We start from the raw sequence: 4,147 nt of genomic DNA, 5'->3' as shown, positions 1-4,147 counted from the left end.
AAGGAGGGTGGGGGTTCGAGTCCCTCCGAGCGCACGCTGGTTGAGGCAGGTCAGAGCCCCGCAGCCGATCACACGGCGCGGGGCTCTGGGCTTTTTGTAGCAACAGGTGCAGCAACAGCCCAGTACGCGATCAGATACGTTGCGGCGGCCAAGCAGCTCAGGCGATCGCGGCAATGTCCCCGTCATCGAAATAGATCGCCTGGTGCAGCCGGCCACCGAGAGCAGCGGCGTACCTGGCGACCACCTCCTGACCGGAGAGCGAACCCTGCTCGATCTGCGAGACCCGGCCCTTGGTCACCCCCATCCGCTCCGCCACCTGCTGCTGGGTAAGACCCCGCGCCCGACGCACCTCGGCGAGCCGGTGGCCCACCGCGACCGCAAGAAACTCCTGCTTGCCGGCAGCGACCGCATCCTCCCCACCGGCCCGAGCGACCTGCTCGGCACGGATATCAGCCCACCGTGTGTAACCACTCATCGCCGACCGCCCTCTTCCTGACCGCGTTCCACCAGGTAGGTCTTGTAGCGTTGCTCCGCCAACGGGATCGCTTCGGCGTACCAGGCGTTCCACTGCCCGGCTTTGTCCCCGGCGACGAGCAGGATGCTCGACCGCCACGGGTCGAAACAGAACAAGATCCGCACCGTGCCCGGCCTGAGTTCCTTCAGGTTCGGCACCGACGAGCCGCTGATCGTGTCGACCAGCGGTCTTCCCAGCCCGGGGCCAGCCTCTGCGAGCAGGTCGATTGCCTGCACGACCCGTGCGTGTGTGGCCGCGTCCAAGCTGTCGATCCAATCACGGACCTCGTTGACGAGGTAGACCTCCCACTGCCGCCCATCCGCCCGATGAGTATAGCTCCCACTAAACCCGCGCAGCCACGGCGCAGCCAAGATGACTACGCCAGATCAGCGGACAGGCTGGACGTCCACGGAAGATCTGGAGCAAACTACGGATCAAGAGGTTGGGGGTTCGAGTCCCTCCGAGCGCACGCTGGTTGAGGCAGGTCAGAGCCCCGTACTGGATCACCGGTACGGGGCTTCTGATCGTTTTATAGCAACGGATGCGGTGAAGGAGGCTGCAGATCGGCCACTAATGCACGCATGTTGCTTAGTTATGCCACTTGGTACAGGCGATCTCTTGCCTGCGCATTAGTTATGCGACGGTCGCTCATAGTAGGCACCCCGCTTCGCTCCCAGCAGAACAAGCTCGCCCTTGTCAGCCAGACGCTGCAACAGCCGAGTCGCCTGCGACGGAGACAGAGCGCAAAGATCGGCGACATCACCGCGAGTGATACGACCATGAGCATCGACATAACTCAACACCATCTGCTCCTGCTGCAACGGCTCAAATCCGCGTACCCGGACGTACGCTGCCGACTCCCGCAAGGCGCGATACACCGCCGTGGCTAGGTGATAGGTCCGCCCACTGCCCTCGCCCCGTGCCTCGACAAGGCCACGCTCGACCATCCGGGACAACTGGCGGCGCGTCTCAGCCTCGCTGGTCTGCAACAAACCGGCCACCTGAGCCGCACTCAGACGGCGGTCATGGAGAAGTTCTGTGACGACCTGGAGATCCGACAACCTCAACGGATGGCCGGCGCTATCCTGCTCCAGAACATACCGCGTCAGTGCAAGATCCGCCGGGCCGCCGGGAAGTACAGCCACCACACCTGAATCGGTCGTCCGGCCGTAGTCAGGAGGGCTGTGGCCGAAACGCAACTGCTCCTCAAAGATCCGATTGATGCCGCGGCCGGTACGCTCGACGATACCCGCCCGCTTGAACGCATCGGTAAGTAGCGGATTACGCGGATGCGGCGGGGCGACGAGCAGATTATCCAACCGGACGCCAGAAGGGAAACCACCCGGATTGGAAATCTCAAGCTGGTCATCCTTCCACTGAACATGAACAGCACCACGCGCGGTATAATCACGGTGGATCAATGCATTGGCGAGCGCCTCACGGAACGCCACCGCCGAGTAGGTCGGGACTGCGACGCGGAGCAATCCAAACTGGATCTCCTCCTCGGTGTTACGCGCGTTGAAGCGAGCCAGCATCTCCTCGGCCAAACGAAACAACGGCCACCGGAAGAAGTCGTTGACCTCCACGGCAAGACCGCGTAGGACCTGGAAAGCCGCTTCGTGCGTAGGAAGGAAACGGCGTAATGCGTCCTCCCGACCGAACAACAGGAGCGCCCCAGCGAGCACGCTGACAGTATCCCCGTCACTCCGCACAACACCGAGAGCCTTGGCGATGTCAAGATCCGACAGTCTTGCAAGCACAGCGTCGCCACGTCCATGCGACTCCGCTACAAGCCGACGCAACCGGTCGAACTCCAACGCCTCAAGATCGCCCCATCCGACCTGCGGGATGGGCAGCGCGCCGTAGTCCGCCGCACCCCGGTCGATCTCGTACGCCAACATCTCATGTGCGTGAAAGGCAAGACACGTCGGCCGCCCGTCCCCACCAATCGCCCGACGCACATAGGTTCCCCGCGTCGTCCCGACGATCCGTGGACTGTCCTCCACCTCGATACACAGGACCGGGAGCCCATCAATCTGAATGGCCTCAACCACGGTCTGGATCGGCGGCTGGGTCGAGTTGGCGAGCAGTGCCTGCAGCCGAAGCGGATCAGTACGGCCGGACTCATGCCGCGGCCGAGCACCGGTCACCCGACCGTCGTCCTCTACACCGACAAGGAGCAAACCACCCCGGCCATTCGCCAGACAGACTACCGCTTCGACGAGATCCCGGTCGTTCAGCGAGCCCCGGCTTTCCCCCTTGAACTCAACAGTGAAACTCTCACCGTCGGCGATCGCGGCCCGAACCCGCTCAACGTCTACCCCTATCAACCCCATGATCCTATTATCGGCTCCACACTCGCGGCACCCTTTGAGGCCACGGTAGATCCCAGTGGATCGGCATCGGCCCGAACCAGCCCCTCCCGAGCCAACCGAACCCCGTAAGCCGCAGCCGCCCGCATACCTGACTCGTCAACAGACGGATACTCCGCCACGATCTCCTCGACAGACAGCCATCCGCCAGACAGTCGAGCACCACACCCACCGGCACCCTGGTACCCCGGGATGTGCGCCTCCCATGGCAGACCGCCGGATCCGTCACGATCAGGGCCAGCCGATCATCTCCCACGCTTCAGTATGCGCCCAGGGGAGCCGGGACCGGATGACAGTCAAACTGACAGCCGAGCCGGCGGACAAACACGAGCGCCAGCGGATGTACACGGACGTCCGAGCCCACGTCACTGGACTCGACGTACCTCAACGGAGGTCCACGGATGATCCGGAGCAAACTACGGATCAAGAGATTGGGGGTTCGAGTCCCTCCGAGCGCACGCTGGTTGAGGCAGGTCAGAGCCCCGCAGCCGATCACACGGCGCGGGGCTCTGGGCTTTTTTGATCTCCAGTACTGCAGTTTGTACTGCAATTGGAAACGATCAACCCTCGGACGCCACGCCGCCACCCGCATCATCGTCACGTTCCGTAGCATCCGGCCGGGTCGGTGGAGCCAGCCGGCTGAGGATGCCATCCATGCTCGCCGCCGTCATACGCCGGATGGGCGTTGCACCACGATTCGATCGCCCATAGAGTGCACTTGAGCTCGCGAGGCTTCTCTGCCTCGCCTCACCGCCAGTTTCTAGTCGGGAGACGTCTTTTTCTCCCGTCGCTGTCGGGTCTGATGTGATCAACGGGGGAAAGTGGCTATCTGTGAACACTTTTGGTCGCCTCGGTCCTGGCCCGGAACGGCGAAGATTTCAAAGAGATGCCGAGGTCACACGAGTGGCGCTCTACTGACGGCCAGGACAGCAGGGCGCGTCTGGAGTGGCCGTGGACCTGCACCTTCTCCTACAGTTGATCATTTCTCCTGTCCTCTTAGCAGGGATTTTTTCGATCATCAGGCGCCGTCAGTGGCTGCGCTTCTGTGAGCATGTCTACAACCAGGAGCTATCGCAGGGACGCAGAGTCGATGCCACCACCGTGCGCTTCATCGAAGCATGTCGTGAGCCACGACAAGGGAACACGCCTGCGGGACTCCCACGCCGCCTGGCCGCTGTAGCGGATGGCCGCCGTGCACGAGACGCACTCAGGTCATGAGCGAACCAAGGGCACTGACGCCGATCCATGCCCTAGAGCGAGG

Annotated in this window: 4 protein-coding genes; all 4 read right to left on the bottom strand. The window is 62.9% G+C overall.

What is annotated here, in order from left to right:
* Positions 1 to 157: 157 nt before the first annotated feature.
* The 4 genes from U9979_RS02900 to U9979_RS02885 all read right to left on the bottom strand — a co-directional run bounded on the left by U9979_RS02900 (position 158) and on the right by U9979_RS02885 (position 3,115).
* Positions 158 to 475, bottom strand: coding sequence for a helix-turn-helix transcriptional regulator (locus tag U9979_RS02900; RefSeq protein ID WP_322778155.1), 318 nt, complete (start codon positions 473 to 475; stop codon positions 158 to 160).
* Entirely contained in the window at positions 472 to 870 is a 399-nt protein-coding gene (locus U9979_RS02895; protein WP_416219296.1) for a type II toxin-antitoxin system RelE/ParE family toxin, read from the bottom strand. Before U9979_RS02895 ends, U9979_RS02900 begins: the two co-directional genes overlap by 4 nt.
* A gap of 273 nt (positions 871 to 1,143) precedes the next feature.
* Positions 1,144 to 2,844, bottom strand: coding sequence for a DNA glycosylase AlkZ-like family protein (locus U9979_RS02890; protein WP_322778153.1), 1,701 nt, complete (start codon positions 2,842 to 2,844; stop codon positions 1,144 to 1,146).
* A gap of 13 nt (positions 2,845 to 2,857) precedes the next feature.
* Positions 2,858 to 3,115 carry a DUF433 domain-containing protein gene (locus U9979_RS02885; RefSeq protein ID WP_322778156.1) on the bottom strand — a complete coding sequence of 86 codons (258 nt, stop codon included), beginning with the start codon at positions 3,113 to 3,115 and terminating at the stop codon, positions 2,858 to 2,860.
* Positions 3,116 to 4,147: the final 1,032 nt, after the last annotated feature.

Source organism: Protofrankia sp. Cas4 (assembly GCF_963555915.1).
Lineage (GTDB): Bacteria > Actinomycetota > Actinomycetes > Frankiales > Frankiaceae > Protofrankia.
Note: the sequence above shows the minus strand (reverse complement) of the source record. Positions and strands in the feature narration are given on the sequence as shown.